Annotated in this window: 16 protein-coding genes; 6 read left to right on the top strand and 10 right to left on the bottom strand. The window is 44.5% G+C overall.

Features of this window, described 5'->3' with window-relative positions:
• Positions 1 to 2: 2 nt before the first annotated feature.
• Positions 3 to 944, bottom strand: coding sequence for a S8 family serine peptidase (locus NSQ68_RS04550; RefSeq protein WP_342428111.1), 942 nt, complete (start codon positions 942 to 944; stop codon positions 3 to 5).
• 66 nt (positions 945 to 1,010) lie between these two features.
• Positions 1,011 to 1,157: an FDLD family class I lanthipeptide gene (locus tag NSQ68_RS04545; protein WP_226888859.1), complete on the bottom strand. Its 147-nt coding sequence runs from the start codon at positions 1,155 to 1,157 to the stop codon at positions 1,011 to 1,013.
• 341 nt (positions 1,158 to 1,498) lie between these two features.
• Here NSQ68_RS04545 and NSQ68_RS04540 point away from each other — a divergent pair, with 341 nt between their 5' ends.
• A complete protein-coding gene (locus NSQ68_RS04540; protein WP_256026159.1) occupies positions 1,499 to 1,627 on the top strand; it encodes a hypothetical protein in 129 nt (42 codons plus the stop codon).
• A 941-nt stretch (positions 1,628 to 2,568) separates the two neighbouring features.
• Here the strand turns inward: NSQ68_RS04540 and cysK are convergent.
• Positions 2,569 to 3,492, bottom strand: coding sequence for a cysteine synthase A (gene cysK, locus NSQ68_RS04535; RefSeq protein ID WP_342428110.1), 924 nt, complete (start codon positions 3,490 to 3,492; stop codon positions 2,569 to 2,571).
• A gap of 215 nt (positions 3,493 to 3,707) precedes the next feature.
• Here cysK and NSQ68_RS04530 point away from each other — a divergent pair, with 215 nt between their 5' ends.
• Positions 3,708 to 4,916 (top strand): MFS transporter, encoded by a 1,209-nt coding sequence (locus tag NSQ68_RS04530; protein WP_342428109.1) that lies wholly within the window; start codon positions 3,708 to 3,710, stop codon positions 4,914 to 4,916.
• Positions 4,917 to 5,220: 304 nt separating this feature from the next.
• Positions 5,221 to 5,370 (top strand): hypothetical protein, encoded by a 150-nt coding sequence (locus NSQ68_RS04525; protein ID WP_342428108.1) that lies wholly within the window; start codon positions 5,221 to 5,223, stop codon positions 5,368 to 5,370.
• Positions 5,371 to 5,661: 291 nt separating this feature from the next.
• On the opposite strand, the gene NSQ68_RS04520 is transcribed toward NSQ68_RS04525, so the two are convergent.
• From NSQ68_RS04520 to NSQ68_RS04510, 3 genes are all read right to left on the bottom strand, one after another.
• Entirely contained in the window at positions 5,662 to 6,660 is a 999-nt protein-coding gene (locus tag NSQ68_RS04520; protein WP_342428107.1) for a glycosyltransferase, read from the bottom strand.
• A gap of 54 nt (positions 6,661 to 6,714) precedes the next feature.
• Positions 6,715 to 7,752: an aminoglycoside phosphotransferase family protein gene (locus tag NSQ68_RS04515; RefSeq protein ID WP_307353949.1), complete on the bottom strand. Its 1,038-nt coding sequence runs from the start codon at positions 7,750 to 7,752 to the stop codon at positions 6,715 to 6,717.
• Positions 7,753 to 7,898: 146 nt separating this feature from the next.
• Positions 7,899 to 8,591, bottom strand: a complete 693-nt coding sequence (locus NSQ68_RS04510; protein WP_029517613.1) for a pectate lyase — start codon at positions 8,589 to 8,591, stop codon at positions 7,899 to 7,901.
• A 551-nt stretch (positions 8,592 to 9,142) separates the two neighbouring features.
• Here NSQ68_RS04510 and NSQ68_RS04505 point away from each other — a divergent pair.
• Entirely contained in the window at positions 9,143 to 9,715 is a 573-nt protein-coding gene (locus NSQ68_RS04505) for a shikimate kinase (protein WP_342428106.1), read from the top strand.
• Between the two features lie 102 nt (positions 9,716 to 9,817).
• Here NSQ68_RS04505 and aroD read toward each other — a convergent pair whose 3' ends face one another.
• The 3 genes from aroD to NSQ68_RS04490 form a co-directional block, all read right to left on the bottom strand.
• On the bottom strand, positions 9,818 to 10,582 hold the full coding sequence (aroD, locus tag NSQ68_RS04500) for a type I 3-dehydroquinate dehydratase (RefSeq protein ID WP_342428105.1): 765 nt from the start codon (positions 10,580 to 10,582) through the stop codon (positions 9,818 to 9,820).
• Positions 10,583 to 10,684: 102 nt separating this feature from the next.
• Positions 10,685 to 11,950 carry an MFS transporter gene (locus NSQ68_RS04495; protein WP_342428104.1) on the bottom strand — a complete coding sequence of 422 codons (1,266 nt, stop codon included), beginning with the start codon at positions 11,948 to 11,950 and terminating at the stop codon, positions 10,685 to 10,687.
• Positions 11,951 to 12,080: 130 nt separating this feature from the next.
• The gene (locus tag NSQ68_RS04490; protein ID WP_342428103.1) at positions 12,081 to 12,992 is read right to left on the bottom strand and encodes a LysR family transcriptional regulator; all 912 of its coding nucleotides are present in this window, start codon (positions 12,990 to 12,992) and stop codon (positions 12,081 to 12,083) included.
• A 216-nt stretch (positions 12,993 to 13,208) separates the two neighbouring features.
• Between NSQ68_RS04490 and NSQ68_RS04485 the strand changes: the two genes are divergently transcribed.
• Together NSQ68_RS04485 and NSQ68_RS04480 are read left to right on the top strand one after the other, a co-directional pair.
• A complete protein-coding gene (locus NSQ68_RS04485; protein WP_342428102.1) occupies positions 13,209 to 14,399 on the top strand; it encodes an MFS transporter in 1,191 nt (396 codons plus the stop codon).
• Positions 14,400 to 14,428: 29 nt separating this feature from the next.
• Positions 14,429 to 15,319 (top strand): shikimate dehydrogenase, encoded by an 891-nt coding sequence (locus NSQ68_RS04480; protein ID WP_071639679.1) that lies wholly within the window; start codon positions 14,429 to 14,431, stop codon positions 15,317 to 15,319.
• 116 nt (positions 15,320 to 15,435) lie between these two features.
• Here NSQ68_RS04480 and NSQ68_RS04475 read toward each other — a convergent pair whose 3' ends face one another.
• Positions 15,436 to 16,662 carry an RtcB family protein gene (locus NSQ68_RS04475; protein WP_342428101.1) on the bottom strand — a complete coding sequence of 409 codons (1,227 nt, stop codon included), beginning with the start codon at positions 16,660 to 16,662 and terminating at the stop codon, positions 15,436 to 15,438.
• Positions 16,663 to 16,771 lie beyond the last annotated feature (109 nt).

Raw genomic sequence — 16,771 nt, 5'->3', positions numbered from 1 at the left:
AATCAACCTCTCATCTGTCTTAAAGCACGAATTGAACCGGCAAGGCTTACTTCATAATAATTCCGCTGAACATCAATCAGTCTCGCGCCTTGACGGAGCAGACACTCCATTTCTGTGCGCCCGGCATTCATCCCCTGCGCGATAAGCTCTCCGCTAAGAGAGGCAACAACTCCGCTGAATAAGGCGCTGGCAATACTCGTACCGATACCTACTGTGTATGCTTTGTCAAATCCCAGCACTTCGTATAAATAATCCTCTGTATCGAAGCTTGATTTGGCAACCATTACCCAATCATTGTTGTAATTGATTTCATACTCATCACCACTCGGCGCAAAAAATTGGCCGCTGAGCGTATTGCTGAACCCGGAGATATCCCCGTTCTTATTAGTTGATCCAATTGGGTATACTCCCTTTAAATTCGCAGGCACTCTGTACTCCTGCGTAATATCGCGTCCATCGTTTCCTGCGGAACAGACTACCCAGATGCCTTGCTCATTGGCGCAGTCAACCAAAGCCTGAAACCGATTGAACTCGAATAAGTCGACCTCATATTCTGTACGATAGCTGATGTTGATAATCGGATATCCTTTAGCAATACCCTCTTCCAGCGCTCTATACAACCATTCAAGCTTGCTTATTCCTTTTTTGTCCGTAATTTTGTAGACAGCAACCCGAGCGAAAGGGCATATCCCCTTCAATATATATTTGCCGGTAACAGAGCTAACCATTTGTGTGCCATGCCCGACGTAATCGCTTAGACAAGGCTCATAAGGTACAAATGACTTGCATTCTGCCTCAACTAGATTACCTTGGATCTCTGAGTGGGATTTATCGACGCCTGTATCAATAAACAGGATAGTAAGCGGCTGACCAACAGTTGCACCACAATTAAAATGATCGGTCAGCCGGGCTACATGCCAATTGTATATATTAGGTTTTATCATGCAATCTCCATAATGTAAGTAGGGGTAGCCCATTTCACTACCCCTGACTTACGAATCGCTTATGAATTATTTACAATTGGAACAAGAACCGGTACAGATACAGGTAAGAGTTTTACATACTGCTTTGGATACCTTAATGGTTGTCTTGATGATTGAAGCTTGTGGGCTAAGCTCACTGGCCTCATAGCTCTTTCTTAAATCAAGGTCAAACATTTGATCTACTTTCATTTTCCTCTTCCTCTCTGAATTAGATTATAATAAACATGATTTCAGTGGTACCCCTAAATCACGTTTATTGTGAGTGACCGTATGTCATATCTTGCTGTCAATGAATAAAGAATATATCTAATTCTCCCGTTTTTTATACTTTATTCCTGAAAGGTATTCCAAACCTCCTAAATTGCAGTCATTTTGCTGCCCATGCGGCATGGCATAAAAAAATACCGACACAGAGCGAAACGATTGACGCTTAGAGCATGGCGTATGCTTGCAAGAATCCGATATGTTCTTATACAGGTGTCTCGTATAAATCGGCTGAAGAAGAGATGCTTAGCATGAAGCGCTCGTCCTATGGCTACGATGTGCTGGCTCTTGTGGACGAACTGCGATTCAAACAGGACATGACTGTAAAGGAACTGACTGACGCACTACAGGCATCCCAACAAGTACCCAAAATCTGTTGAGCGATATCAAGCTCTTTTTGCTGCATCTCGATGACCATATTCGTACGATACTGGCCGAAACGACGGAACAAAACGGTGACGTTCTCTTGTCTATGGGTGGAGTCCAGCCGGAAAAAGGCAATGAAAAATTGTACGTCTTGCGCGAAGTCTTTAGTGGAAACGTACTAGCCGCCAAAAATATGAAAAGTGAGGCAGCGAGCGAATCGTTTGCTGTTCGTCCATTTAACCTCTATAGGTGCGTTCGGAAGAGTTGTGGCCTGATGGGGTGCGAGTGGTCACAATCGATACGTGGACAACCGATCAACCCACTTGCGTAGCCGCTGCATATTTTTGATAAATAGCTTGAATTGGGTATAATCGCTGCACGAATATTAGAGAAGCTAAAAAATGTCAGCGTACATTATACCATTTTCCACAACCATTTAAGCAGTCAACTAATAAGTTGACCCGTTTGAGGCAGCTCTTGCTGAAATGGATAATAGGCTCGGTGTTTCCTTCTCTGATTATTTGGGTTTTTCAAGAGGATCCTGAAGAGACAAATAAGATCGAAGAACGGAACATGAACCGTGAGACTTTTAAAATTCTCACGAATTTAAGCTATAATCGACAATTAATAAGCCATAACCTTATGGATTGTGGCTTATTGATTTGTCAGGAGTGAAATTAACCTATGAATTATGGCAAGGATGTATTCAATGTCTATGTTCCTCCATTGAAAAAGAATCTACTATATCGCGCCCACCGTCCTTTATTCTTTCAAAGATAATATTTCAAGGTCGAGCTATAATAGGCTAGTGAAGGAGTAGGATCTCCAGGAATCATCCTGTTTAATTGTGTATTCTTGATTGCCATATCGCCAATTTACTTTTGTTACTTCGCTTAATGAGGCTGGATCTTACATATAAATGAGTCGAATCCCTTTGACCCCATTCTGCGTCTTTTTATCCGAATATCCCCATGCTCAGATAACGCTCTCCGGTATCCGGGGCAATGCAAAGTACCCGTTTGCCTGCTCCCAAACGCTGAGCTTCCTGAATCGCCGTCCATATCGTAGCTCCGCTAGAGGGGCCCACCAGAATCCCTTCCTGGGCAGCAATCGCCCGTGTCATTGCAATCGCATCCTCATCCGAAACCTGCACGATTTCGTCATACACTTCCGTATTCAGCACGGCAGGAACAAAGCCTGGACTGGTGCCAACCAGCTTATGTGGACCGGGTTTTCCCCCAGATAGCACTGGCGAGCCCTTCGGTTCAACCACAACAATCCGCAGATCCGGCAAATGCTGGCGCAGCACTTCACCTGTTCCCGTAATAGTACCGCCCGTTCCCGAAGAAGCGACGAACACATCCAGCTTCCCTTCCGTCTGTTCCAAAATTTCAAGTGCTGTGGTCGTACGGTGGATATCGGGGTTTGCCTCATTTTCAAATTGATGCGGGATAAAGCTCCCTTCAATTTCAGCCCCCAGTTCGAGTGCCTTGCGAATTGCTCCTGACATCCGTTCTTCCGCTGGTGTCAGGACGACCTCAGCCCCGTAGGCTTTTAAAATATTGATCCGTTCCTTCGTCATATTCGAAGGCATCACCAAAATTGCACGGTAACCTCGGGCTGCCGCATTCATCGCAAGACCAATTCCCGTGTTGCCACTCGTCGGCTCAATAATGGTGCCTCCCGGCTTGAGATGTCCTGCCTGTTCCGCCTCGGCAATCAGGTTGCCTGCCGCCCGGTCTTTAACACTGCCGCTTGGATTAAAATACTCCAGCTTCACATACACTTCCGCATCTTGCGGCCCTGTGAGCCGTTGGAGCCTTACACAAGGTGTATCTCCTATTAAATCTGTAATACTATGTACCACTTTAGGTGCCATCGTTGTCTCCTCCTTGGATCGTTCCTTACAACGTCATTTACGATCTTCATATCATACTACCAAAATAACACACTTGGCTCCTTCCTACCTGTCGCTTTTGTAAATTACATAAAACTTATCAACTTAGTATGTAAAATTCTTGCAAAATGGGTCGCCAGATATCGCCTGTAGTGATATACTCGCATTACTATTTTTCAGGAGGATACAAGACACTTATGAGTACTCAAGAAAATATGACAGCAAACCGCTTCCCTCCCTCCTTGCTATGGTTGACCCTTGGTGCCTTCGCCATCGGCATGACCGAATTCGTCATTATGGGACTTCTGCCCAATGTAGCCCATGATCTTCATGTTACGATTCCGCAAGCCGGGCAGTTAATCACCAGTTACGCGCTTGGTGTAGCCATTGGCGCACCTGTGCTTACTGTATTAACCCATAAGGTTCCGCAGAAAAAGCTGCTATGTCTGCTAATGACCATATTCATTTTAGGCAATCTTTTTTCCGTCATTGCTCCCAATTACGAACTTCTGATTGCCGCCCGTATGGCTACTGCATTATCGCACGGAACCTTTTTGGGAGCCGGTTCCCTGATCGCTGCCCGACTGGTTCGTCCTGACAAACGCGCAGGTGCCATCTCTATGGTGCTGACCGGGTTGACCGTAGCGAACATTATAGGCGTTCCTTTTGGTACCTTTATCGGGCAGCAGCTCGGCTGGCGCGCTTCTTTTGGAGCCATTGTGATCATCGGCTTGATTTCTCTCTTCGGTATCATTCGCTACATTCCGGTAATTCATCAGGACAAGCCTTCCAGTCTCAAACAAGAAGTCAAAAGCCTGTTTAATCCAAAAGTGCTGCTGATGTTGCTCACAGGTGCAGTCGGTTGTGGGAGTCTGTTCACTGTCTTTACGTACATTACGCCTTTACTCACGGATATTAGCGGCTTTGCCGAGCATAGCATTACCTGGATTCTCGTCCTGTTTGGCCTAGGGGTAACGATCGGCAACATCGTTGGCGGCAAGCTCGCAGATTGGAAACTGCTGCCATCCCTGATCGCAAACTATGCTGTACTGGCTATTATTTTGGCCATTCTGACATTTACCCTTCAAAGCAAGGTATTGGCCGTCATCACAGTCTTTATCTGGGGCATTGCTGCGTTCGGCATCATGCCGGGTATTCAGGTTCGCATTATGAATCTGGCCTATGAGGCTCCTTTGCTTGCCTCTACCTCCAGCCATTCCGCATTGAATCTGGGCAACGCAGGCGGCGCTTTTATCGGGGGAGTCGTTATCAATCAAATGGGGCTAGCCGCTATTCCATGGGTTGCATCGCTAATTACTGTCGGCGGTCTGCTACTCATGTTAGTTAGCTACATTGTGGATCGCAAAACAGCTCATATTGAAGCGATAGCAGAGATACAGTCATAGAATCGTTTAGCAAGTTGGACGTAAACGAATGGTTCATTTTTCATAGATTGAGAGACATTGTCCACTCTCTTCTTCCAAATTCCTCATAGTATGACATTGTAATACCAATTTATGAGGAAAGAAGTGTGAATGATGAGCCTTTTTTTTACAAACAACACGAGTAACACGATCTATGCTGCCTATGCTTATCCGGATTCCGACTGTCATCCCATGAATTATTCTAAAATGGGCTGGTATCGGCTAGAGCCTGGTGATACGAGAGAAGTATGGAGCGGGTCCGTAGGAGGAACTACATTCTATTATTATGCTGAAAATCACTCCAGTAGATGGCGTGGTACGTACCGCACACGGCTTCCGAGAAGTACTGACCATGATTTTCATTGGTGTTGGAACGATAGCAGAGGATCAACCAGACGAGTGGGGATGCGCCGACTTGCCATTGATTCATCTGTAGACAATTACACTGTTGAGTTCAGCAGAACCAATCAAAGCCAACTGTCAACAAAGAAAACTCGTAGAGCATTACCTTCCAAATCGGAGGACTCCGGCATTAACAGAATTCCGAGAAGACCGGTTCGCTTTAAAAAAGGAACCCCGGTTCCAGTAAAATCCAAACGGTAAGTCAATGATAAACCGTAACCCGCAAGATAGACATTTTGAAAAAAAGTGACCCCCTTGCGGGTTATTTTTATTTCACTCTGGATACCCAAACGCGAGTTGCAACCACAGTATTATGCCTCGCTGCTCAGCTTAACCAATGATCAAAAAAGTCCCGATAGCCTTGCTTCATCACCTGACTTGAAAACTGTTCCATGGCGTATGCCTGATTTTCTGTAGAAACCCGGCGGGGTGAGGCGGCAGCCATATTGACCAGCTCAAACCAGTTTTTCTCATTCCCTGAAAAAGAATGCATAGAGCTGATATGTCCATAGCAAGGATGCTCTGGCTTCACGACGATTTTACCCATAGCGAGCGCTTCAGTCAGCGGCATGGCGAACGTATCGAATTTGGAGCAGCTCCAATACACCTTCGCCGTATTCATCAGTGCAAACACCTCATCTTGCGTCAACGCAAATTGAAGTTTAACATTGTCCGGGATATCGTACTTCTTCATACTTTCCTTATAGCGTTCACCGCCAAATACCATATAGACATCCTTGTCAGGATTATGCCTCGCATACTCCAGTACCAAATCCGGACGTCGGTTCTCCTCATCTCTACCAATCCACATCACCCGGTTCTCTACCACTTGCGAGGGATCAAAATGCTTTTCCACCAGCCGCTCATTAAATCCGATCGGGATGACTGTCACATCGGTTACCCCAAACTTCGAGGCCATCTCCTGCTTGAGAAAGGCAGTCTGTACGATAGCCTTGTCCACGATCTGATAAAACGGCTTCATCATCTCATAGCCTGTAAGCGCCGGATCAGGAAAACTATGCGGAAAAAGCACGCTGTTTTTAAAAAACATATTCAAATAGGTAAAGCCAGATACCGTATAAATAACGTGCTCAATCTGCTGCTCATGGAGTTGGTCCAGTACGACGTCATAGTTGACCAGGTCGCCTTTTTCGTGTTCATAACCCGGAAGCCAGTCATGACTGCTCACATGGCGCTCCGGTGATACAAATACGATGTCCACCCCCAATTCCGACCCGATCTGCTTCAGACGTTCTGCAAAAATACGAGGACCCTGAGCTTCAGCAAATTGTATTTTTCTCATGACCAAACCGACTTTTTTCATGGTTTATTTCCCTACCTTCTTTTGCTAACTAAATACAGCCTATGTCTTAAGCTACTATCTGCATCGTTGGGCTTGTCCCCAATCCATCATTGCTGCACATTGGTTCAAACAGGCTAGCGTTTCATCCAACTGGGACTCTAATTGCTCTTTTGACCATTTGTCGCCATTTCTATGCAGGTTCGGTCCAATCCTTTGCAAATCACTTGTGATTAACAACAGCATCCAGAGCGAAAATACTACCGCAAACATGCCATATTCCAGTATAAATGCCGTTCGATCCACCCTTATCCCCAACAGCTCCAGCTGCTCCACATATGTGTCCAGTATACGGATACGCAATTCGGACGTCATGCGTCGGGGAAACAACGGATGGGACATGTCGATCAGATGATATACATCCCACAGCGGTGTGTTCAGATGAGCATGCTCCCAATCCAGTACCATAAGCCGTTCCCCGCTCAGCGCATAGTTCCCCGGATGAAGATCACCATGAGACAGTACTAGCTGCTGTGAAAAAGATAAATGCTCCAGCTGTACATAAATACGCTGTATCTGTTGCTTAGATAATCCTAGTGAGCTGCAAAGCTGTAACACATCCGGCTTGCGCGTGTATAGCTCGGAAACCATCTCCTGAATGAGTGGCTTTGGTCCCCGCAGCGGTATCCCAGCAAAACGATCCGTCGGCAAAGCATGCCACCATGCAACAAGTCTAACAGCTCGCAATAAAGTTTCGTCTGCGTGTAGATGATGTAACGGACCAAGATCCTCAAAAACCATCCATTCTTCTCCGCCATCCACACCTGCATCAGACCAGGCTAGCAATCGGGGATAGATCGGTGATAACGCAGGAAGCACATGCTCATACACCCATCTCTCCCGCCCCTTCTGATCATCATTGGTTAGCGGTTTGAATATATAACTTTCAGAGGAAGACACGTAAAAACGTTCCACATGTCGACCATTCGTACCTGTATATAAAATTTCACGATTCTGCACCAGCGTATCATTCAAAGTGCCGTCAACATCCACATATTGATAAAGAGGATTCATAGCTACCCAACTTTTTTGTATAAAATGTAATAGCACGATCATATCACAGTCCTCGTTCCGAACGAAGCCCAGATCATCTAGGGGTAACTCATTGCACCCAAAAAGGGGCTTGTCCAAGCAGATCATACGACCTGTTGGGCAGCCCCTTATCACATCCGCACTCCTATCCTTACTCTATTCTATACCAATTAATATTGAGTATTGCCGGACTCGCTCGTATTACTGGATTTAAAACCTTTGAACAATTGTTTTACATTATGATAACGAGTATTCGTAATTTTAGCTTTGCTGTTAGGACCGTCCGATCTCAGGATCGAATCCTTCACGTTGGAAATATCCGAGTTATCCAAAGTCATATTCACTCTAAAAGTAGAGCCCCCAAGTTGGCGAACCAGCTTACCGATATCATCGGCTCTAAAGTTTTTAATGTTAATCGTGCCTTCGGCATTAATTTGGAACACTTTATCATATGCGTGGAACGCTCCACCGCCCGTAATGTTTACCGTACCTGGTTCTTTAAGCGTCAACGCATCTTCACCGACATCCTCCCACGTTACGTTGGAGATTGTGCCGTTGCCATATACATGCACACCATCCGCAGCAGGGGCAGCGATGATCACATTTTTCAGTGTTGCATTATTTTCAAGCTTAAAGATAGGCTTCTGAGCCTCTTTCTGGCTTCCGTCTCCCAAGGTATCGGGATCAGCCACTACAGTCTTGCCTTTACCATCGTAAACTTCTCCTGCTTTAACAAGTATAGTCTTATGGACGACTTCTGGAGCTGCATGTGCAGAATAATTGCCGACAAATAAGGCGACCAACATTCCTGATAAAGCGATACTGATTCCCTTTTTCAATACGTTAGCTGTGTTTGTTTTCATTTCAATTCATCCCTCTCGTAGATACTTTTCATTGTTCCAACTCTTCGTTGACTAGAACGCGTAGACTGTATCACCACCTTCGCACAATGAACCCAATGACCGATACACGTCTATAAAGCATCATTTAACTATTTGCATATGTATACTTGGTTTTTGGTTCAAAGTGATTTCTTTTTATAAACAATATAAAGCACAAACTGTAAATAGAGCGATTACATTTACAATTTGCATAACTCTATTATAATCACACTTCCAGTAATTTCAATATATTTTTCGGCAAAATATGTCCTTTTTTTCAATTAAGTACACAAAATTGCCTCTTTTATACTTGTGCAACTTTATTTTTGTCAATTTAGGCATCAAAACGCTGAGTATCTAGCCTCGTATGCGTGCTCTATGTCACTACAATGGTAATCAGAACCTCATTTCGTTCAATACCTCATTTTTGATGTGGTCTATACTATTGAATGACACGTTTGATGAACGTATAATGTATTTAGTGCTTTGAAGCGTCACATCTCAACATTACTGGTGAGAAAAGAGTGGTTATCGTGCAAAACAATAGTGAGATTCCATTAAAAGAACAAAATATTGTGCTCATCGGCTTTATGGGTGTAGGCAAAACAACGATCGGTTCCCATCTAGCGCGCAAGCTGTATCGCGATTTCGTGGATATTGACCAGGAGATTGAACAAGAATACAACATGCCAACAACAGAGATTTTCAAAGCTTACGGAGAGAAGCGTTTCCGTGAGATTGAAAAAGAGCATATTTTGAAGTTGTGCAGCAACACACGCCTAAAAATCATTTCCGTTGGCGGTGGTGCATTTTTACAGGAAGAGGTGAAGCAAGCTTGTTTGGCTTCATCGATTGTTTTCTTCTTGGATTTAAATTGGGATTCCTGGAAAGATCGGCTCAAGATGCTGATTGATACCCGTCCTAATCTACAAAACAAGACTTTAGGGGAAATTGAGGATCTCTTCCGTTCCAGACAGGACATTTATGCGGTGAATCACTCCAAGATCGATACGGATCAGTTGGATGCGGAAGAAGTCGCAGACTATATTATTCAAACTCTGAATCTAGGTTGGGAGTTATATGAACCTACTCGGGGATTGAATTAAGAGTACACAAAAAGGAGGGCTCCAGCATGCTTACCGCATGGGGGCCCTCCTTTTTGGTTCACTGCAGATATATTACTGACTAGCGAGTATGCCATCCATCTTTTAAGAATGGCTATGCAGCACCGTCAATATCTCTCTCAGTTCAGTGACAGGAATCTGCCCCGGTGCGGAAGCTTTCTTAGCGGCACCAAAGGTCAGAGCCGAACCAAACAATTCTCCGGTCAGACGGCTCACGACACCTTTTCCCGCCATCGACATCGTAATAATCGGCCGATCTGCATACTCTTCTGCCATGGTACGCGTGGCATCCAGCAAAGTGAGTACATCAGCTGTATTGGTTGGCATCACCGCTATTTTAGGCAGATCGCCTCCCAATTCCTGCGCCTTACGTAACCGGGACACAATCTCCTCCTTCGACGGCGTCTTATGAAAGTCATGATTAGATATAATCACATACACGTTATGCTTATGTGCTGCTTCTATCAGCGTCTTCACATCAGCTTCCTCATTAAAAAGCTCTACATCAATAAGTTCGACTTGCCCCGTTTCGGCTACCGTACGGTTCAATTCCACATAACTCGCTGCGCTGATTTCCTTTTCTCCGCCTTCCCGAGCGCTACGGAACGTAAATACGAGTGGAATATTTGCTAAAATAGACCGAATTTCATGTAAGGCGGCTTTAACCTTTTCCAAGTCCTCCACATGTTCGAAAAAATCGACTCTCCACTCTACGATATCCAGGTCGAGCGTACGCAAATAAGTAGCTTCTTCCTTCAACTGCTCCAACGTTTTTCCTACCATTGGCACACAAATTTTTGGCGCTCCTTCACCAATCAGAACATCTTTCACCTTTACGATTCTAGCCATCTCTATCTCACTCCCAAATTACAGTTTCAAGTCGAACATGTACAATAATTCATAGTATAACGCATTCTGAATAAGCATGCAGATGATATGATCCAGTCGTCGTTATTTGGGTTCAAGTACGATATTAGGTGTCAATTTGCGACTTGCTGGAAAAACTAAACTGTACCGAATATTAACAAACACCGCCAGTCCGATCCCTAGCACATTCACAATAATAGCTAGCATAAAAACACTGGATATCTGAGAATGCTTCAACAGAAAGCCTGTAAACACAGGAATGATCGTGTATGACAGCGAGGTTGCTGTATAAACAAACCCGGTAATCTGGCCTTTTCGTTGACTAAAAAATTCACTCATTACGGTTAATGTCAGCTGAAGTACACCTGATATTGAAAACCCGATAACACTCGCACAAATAATGGCCGCAGTCCCTGACTTGAAAAGGAGAAGCGCTCCAAAAGCCAAGAGAGAAATACATGGATAAATAAGAATAATGTGAACAGGTTTAACCCATTTTCTTAACACAATGACCAATACAAACACGGAAATCAGTGAACCGACATTGTAATAAACTAATAATCTTAGAGACTCTGATTCGGTCATACCGATAAACTGTTGTCCAAAAGTAGGCAGCCATAACTGCACAATATAAAGCAAGGTAGGTCCTGTAAATCCGAGCAAGATCAGGCATAGCCCTTCCTGCCAAAACCGCGGCTTACTCCGTTCATTTGCCTCCAATTTCACCGGTTGCTCAACGCTTGATACAGAAGTATCACCAACTGGCTCCTTCTTGGGTGACTGAACCCGCGTGTCTGGGAACTTCATTTTGAACAAGTAAATTGCATTTAAAGCAAATATGAGGGCTGGTAAAAAGAAAGAGAACCCGTAGAAAATATCATGATTCATAAAAAAGATAATCATTAACGGTAAAAATGCCGCCCCGACGGATATAAAACCTCTCACCAACACTGTAGCCGAGCCAGAGGATTGGGGGAAAGCTTCGATCAGCGCTGGATAAGTACCTGAATCAAGAAAAGAATTCGCTACGCCTGCCAGCACAGCCAGCACAATCGCCATCTCAAAGCTGGGACTTAGCGGTATACCGACCAAGAATACAGCCATCAGTAGCCCTGCTGCCACAATAAACGGCTTACGACCATAACGGTCGGAGAGCACCCCGGATATATACAGTGTAAACAGCCTGCCAAATCCCATTGCAGAAACCAAGAGACTGATGCCCGCCTGATCTGTATGCAAATTCTCTGTTAAAAAGGACATGTGTGACGCCAGCATAATATTAAACATACCGAACAAAAGATAGTTTACATAAAGTCCTGTCGCCACTGGAAAAGAAGAACGTTTCATCATGAATTCACCTGCTTTTGTAAGTAAGTCTTGTAGTATTAAAAATGTGAATCATTTCACATTACCTGTGTCGATGATGAAGTATAGAACACATTTTAAGATTTATCAAGTTTAAATATTGCGGAACCCCGGCCTAGACGCGCTGATGCGTTTTCAGATAAAACTCCTTGCCGTAGCTTAGTGCAAAGTTCCGAAAGTCCACTACTGCCGGGGATAAATATCTATTTTTGATGCTGGCCAGATAGATAAAACGCTCGTATTCCGGATTTACAATAGGCAATGTTTTGACGTTAAAATAATCTAACGATGAAATTCGAGGCATAACCCCAATTCCGTAATTGACAGACACCAGTCCTGCCATTGCTGTATCCTCTTCAATCTCGCAAATAATCTGTGGCTCAACGCCCGCTTTGGTAAACAAATTCTCAATAATGGGCCGAACCCCACTCTTTTTGTTGAAGAAGATCACCGGATAATCCGCTGTATCCTTGAGATCAATTTGGTCTAGAGTCGCCAGTGGATGATCAGGCGAAACAATGACAACCAGTTCCTGCTGAGCCAACGGAATAAACTCCACATCCGGTTCATTTTCCATGTGAGAGCAGAACGCCACATCATAATGTCCCTGCTTCAGCCCCTGGATAATATCGTTCGTATTCCCTTGGTGAAACGAAAAGGAGATATCTTTACGAGCATCCAGAGCTGAAAAGGCTTGAATGATCGCTGGAATGAAGTGTGAGCCTAACGTGTAAATAAACGCCAAATCTATATTTCCATGGCTTGGACTCACTAACTCCCGTAAATTGTGCTCTCCCTTTTCTAATTCATCCATCGCGTGCTCCACATACTTCAGAAAAAATCGTCCGTATTTGTTTAATCGAATATTTCTCCCCTGCTTCTCAAACAGATGAACTCCCAAATCTTTTTCTAATTCTGAAATCGCATGACTTAAACTGGGTTGAGTAATACATAGTCGCACAGCTGCCTGGGTAAAATGCTCCATCTCCGCAAGTACACGAAAATATTGTAAGTGCTTCAGGTTCATAATTATGTAATTCCCTTCTTTAATTCATATTTTAAATTATAGACCTAAACTATGAAAAACGATAAAAATATGCATTGGATTTATAATAACACTCTCTATATAATAATGACATAGAAAGAATGTGAATAATTTCACTTATCTGTAGGCGTAATGTAATACAGCTGGACGATGCCTACCTAGGCCATTGACCTAAAATTTAAGTTGGGAGTTACACTTATGAAAAATCCTTATATCAGAATGGCAGCAGGGCTTTACATCAACTATTTTCTTCTGGGTATGATCAATGTTATTCTTTCGTCGAACATGAGTTTCCTGACCGTCCAATTGAACACGGATAAAGCAGCCATCGGCTATCTGGTGTCCGCGATTGGAATCGGTAAGCTGCTCGCTCTCGGAGTAGCCGGAAAGATGTCAGACAAATACGGAAGAAAACCACTCATTGTTATTGCATCATTTGCTTATTTAATCTTTCTGATCGGCATTCCGCTTGCGCCTAACTATTCGTTGGCATTCGTGTTTGCCATTATCGCAGGGCTTTGTAACTCTATGATGGATGCGGGGACGTATCCTGCACTAATTGAAGGCTTTGGAAAAAAAGCCGGATCTGCAACAGTGCTGGTCAAAGCATCCATCTCGATCGGTGCTATTGTGATTCCGTTCATGATTGCATTCTTTATTAATCACGACATGTTCTATGGATATTCCTTCTTTATTCCAGCAGGGATTTATCTGCTGAACGGTATCTTCTTGTCGATGACAGCTTTCCCCAATCACAAAGCAGAGGAACAAAAGGCTACAACTGAGGCTGCCCAATCCGCTGATACTTTCCGCAGCGAGCCTAAGTTTTGGCAAGAAGGTATATCTCTGATTATTATCGGTTTTACTTCTACTGTATTGTTCATGATCGTGCAGCTATGGCTTCCTACCTTTGGACAAGAGGCCCTTGGCATGGACAAAGCCAGTGCCATTAAACTGCTGAGCTACTATAGCATAGGTTCATTGGTTTCAGTTATTCTGTTAGCTGTGGTGCTTGGTAGATTCATTAAACCGATTACTGTCATGATTGTATATCCGCTTATTGCCCTGCTTTCTTTGTTGGCTTTAATTACATGGCACAATCCTGTCGCTACTTTGATCAGTTCATTCCTAATCGGCTTGTCTACCGCAGGCATATTCCAAATTGCCCTCACGGTCATGACGGAATTTTTCCGCAAGAACAAAGGAACTACAACTTCTCTCGTGAACATAGCAGCCAGTCTTTCGTTCATCCTGATGCCTTTGGCTACCGGGGGCATGTCCAAAAGATTGGGAATTACCTCGGTATTCATTCTGGATATTGCGATTGCTGTAGTTAGTATTTTGCTGGCCGTGTTTGTTGCTTATCGATATAAAAAAGTGTTTCATTAAACTACACAGATTATTTGGAGGCTTATATCATGAAAAATGCTGGACGTATTGACGGAAGAACACAATTAATCGGACTGCTTGCTACACCTATCGGACACTCTTTGTCCCCGGCTATGCATAATCTTGCGTTTGAAAAGCTGGGCCTGAATAACGCGTATATGGCCTTTGAAGTAGGAAATGAACAACTTGAAGAAGTGGTACGGGGGATGCGCGCTCTGAACATACGCGGTTATAACGTGTCCATGCCTAATAAAACAGCTATTTTACAGTATCTTGACGAGCTGGACGATAGCGCTAAATTTACAGGTGCCGTCAACACCGTCGTGAATACAGATGGTAAACTGAAAGGCTACAGTACAGATGGATCTGGTTATGTTCGCAACTTGCGTGAACACGGCATTGACCTCAAAGGTAAGAAAATGACACTCGTCGGCTCTGGCGGCGCAGCTACACCGATTGCTATTGAAGCGGCTCAAGCAGGTCTGGCTGAAATTTCAATTTTCGCCCGTAACGATCAGTTCTTTGCTCGTGCAGAAGAGAATGTCCGTATTATCAATGAAGATATGAAACACACCCAAGTCAAGGCGAATATTTATCCATTGGAAAATCAAGAGCAGCTACGTGAAGAGATCCGCACAAGCCACATTCTCGCTAATGGTACAGGTGTGGGTATGAAACCACTGGAAGGCAAAAGTGTGATTGAAGATGTGTCCATGCTTCGTTCCGACCTGATCATAACCGATGTAGTGTACAGCCCAGCTAAATCCAAGCTGATGGAACAAGCCGAATCCGTAGGTGCAACCGCCATTAACGGTCTGGGCATGATGCTGTGGCAGGGCGCACTTGCCTTCGAACTGTGGACAGGACAAGAAATGCCAGTCGCTTATATTAAAGAACAACTTTTTGCTGACAAGCTGTAAATATAAAGCTACTAACAAACGCATCAAGCAATGAATTCTTTCTATTATATACTCATGCATGTACTCAAAAGACTATACTCAGCGAATGAACACTTCTGCCGGGCATCGTCTTTTTATTAATCCTTATACGGGTCAAATTCATTGGCCCCAGCCATGCACACCCCAATAGGCTTCAGTTCATGCATAACTTCCACGGTCTCAGAATGAGCGTTCAGTACCTCGTGCAGTTTACGGTAGACGAACGGGCTTTCATCTGTACCGGCTCCGCGCAGCTCGACACCATAATTCAGAACAGCCTCCTTCATCTGTACGTCCGTGATCTGTCCACCACTCCGTGTGCGGGTTTTCCAATTCATTTTACCGGCTGCCTGGGTACGACTCATAATACGCCCTGCGCCATGGACTGTACTATAGTAGGAATCCCGATTTTCTACCGAATCTTTTCCACGTACAATCACCGAGATATCGCCCATGCTTCCTCCAATAAAGCCCATTTGACCAGGTGCCGAGGGGGTTGCACCTTTGCGAACCACAATAGTGTCGCGTCCATCATGCTGTTCTTTCCACGCGTAATTATGGTGGTTATGCACTGTAAAGTCCGCCTCAGTCCCCATAATACTAAGCACTTGTTCTATCACATAGTCACGTCCCGCATACGCATAGCGTCCGGCAAGGCGCATCGCACGGTAGTACATGTCCCCCAACTCGCTGTTCATATCTAGCAGCACAGGCGGCTGGTCCATATGTTCTCCCGGCGCCTTTCCGAGAAACTCTCGTCCTGCGGCCAAATTTAGAAACCCGCTTGCTGTTTTGTGTCCAAAGCCCCGGCTGCCGAAATGATTGGCAATCCAGACCTGTCCTGTCGCTTCCTCCACGAATACATCAACAAAATGATTACCACTCCCTACTGTACCCAGCTGTTCTCTTGCCAAGGACTTCAGTTTGTCATGTTCTTGTTTCCCAATCGCCGCATATACTGCCCAATCCGGGTCATCGAACAGCTCATGGTCTACCTGAACCTCATTCACACGACCTACGCCAAACGAAATCTGACGTGCAATCTCATTCATCACTTCTGAAATACGCGGCATAATATCTGCTGCAAACAGCTTGGTTCTTACCGCCTTATTCCCGCAGCCGATATCATACCCGACACCTGAAGGCGAAATTTGTCCGTCATACACCATCACACCGCCAATCGGTTGACTGTAGCCTTTATGATGATCTGCCATCAGCAGCGCTTGAATTACATTACCGTTTTCGGCACATGTGCGTGCTTGAGATAATGCCCCTGGATCAGGTGCTCCCCATACGCGTACTCCATTGATTTCTTGATAAGCCATCGTCGTTTCATCCTCCTCTAAGTGACTCTATGTCCAAACTTATACAATCGTTAATTGCATTATGTACGTTTCACCAGCTTCCGAACAGGGCGTAAGTATTACAAGCACA

This window comes from Paenibacillus sp. FSL L8-0158, from assembly GCF_038592965.1.
Taxonomy (GTDB): Bacteria; Bacillota; Bacilli; order Paenibacillales; family Paenibacillaceae; genus Paenibacillus; species Paenibacillus polymyxa_D.
The sequence above is the reverse complement of the archived record's forward strand: the minus strand, read 5'-3'. Positions and strand labels throughout refer to the sequence as shown.